The sequence below is a fragment of the Dietzia sp. B44 genome (assembly GCF_014145245.1).
Taxonomy (GTDB): Bacteria; Actinomycetota; Actinomycetes; order Mycobacteriales; family Mycobacteriaceae; genus Dietzia; species Dietzia natronolimnaea.
In genome coordinates this window covers 30,733-32,067 of record NZ_JAALEF010000511.1, presented here as the reverse complement: position 1 = coordinate 32,067, position 1,335 = coordinate 30,733, and the positions used below count along the sequence as shown (strand labels likewise).

The window sequence follows — 1,335 nt, the reverse complement described above, 5'->3', positions numbered from 1 at the left end:
ACACCACTCTATGGGGCACTACTCGAAGAGATTGCGGTGATGGTCGCCGAGGGTAAGGGGGTACGTGAAATCGCCCGCACACTGGATCGCGCGCCGTCGACGATCTCGCGCGAACTGCGCCGCAACGCTGCCACTCGCGGCGGCAAGCTCGAGTACCGGGCATCGGTTGCGCAGTGGAAATCGGAGATCTTCGCCGCCCGCCCCAAAGAGGCGAAGCTGGTCGGCAACGAGCCCCTGCGCGAGTACGTCCAGGACCGACTGGCCGGCAGGATCACCGACAGTGACGGAGCCCCGGTCGACGGGCCGGAGGAAGCAAAATGGGCGGGCCGCAACAAGCCGCATCGAGGCGATCGCCGGTGGGTCAAGGGCTGGAGCCCCGAGCAGATCAGCAACCGCCTGAAGGTCGACTTCCCGGAAGATGAGTCCATGCGCATCTCCCACGAAGCCATCTACCAGGCGCTTTACATCCAAGGGCGAGGTGCTCTCAAGCGGGAACTCGTGACCTGCCTGCGCACGGGCCGCGCTCTGCGGGTGCCGCGCGAGCGCACCCGTTCGGCCACGTGGGCGCACGTGAACGACAGAGTCCTGATCAGTGAGCGCCCCGCCGAAGCCGAGGACCGGGCCGTGCCCGGGCACTGGGAAGGCGATCTGATCATTGGCCTCAACCGCTCCGCAATCGGCACCCTTGTTGAGCGCACCACGAGGTTCACCATGCTCGTGCATCTGCCCCGCGAGGAGGGCTACGGGCAAACGCCACGAGTGAAGAACGGGCCCGCGTTGTCCGGATACGGCGCCGAGAGCATGTCGCGGGCGCTGGCCAGGACGATCACCGACCTACCCGAGCACCTCCTGCGCTCGTTGACGTGGGACCGCGGCAAAGAGCTGTCGGCGCATGCCCAGTTCACCGTTGAGACCGGTCTGCCGGTGTTCTTCGCCGACCCCCGCAGCCCCTGGCAGCGGGGCTCTAACGAGAACACGAACGGATTGCTGCGCCAGTACTTCCCGAAGGGCACCGACCTCTCCCGCTGGACCGCAGAAGACCTTGCAGCCATCGCACACACCCTCAACACACGGCCACGAAAGACGCTTGGGTGGCGAACTCCCGCCGAAGCCCTTGACGATCATCTACAGTCACTACAAACGTCAAGTGTTGCGACGACCGATTGAATTCACCCTGGGTGTCGGCGTCACTGTGACGGACGAGTCCGGTCGAGGTTAACTGGCCCTTCCGGATCCGGAGTGCGTAGCGGGGGTTCGCTGAGGGCGCGGTGATGCGGGAGTCGAGGGGGTCCTGGGGCGTTTGAAGATGCAGGTTCCTACGCCTTGCATCGAACA

The 1,335-nt window shown here is 65.2% G+C and carries 1 protein-coding gene; it reads left to right on the top strand.

The genetic code is table 11. The features are described from left to right. Positions 1-1,167: IS30 family transposase (locus G6017_RS15490; protein WP_182618173.1), on the top strand; the 1,167-nt coding region annotated here is incomplete at its 5' end. Between the last annotated feature and the right edge of the window lie 168 nt (positions 1,168-1,335).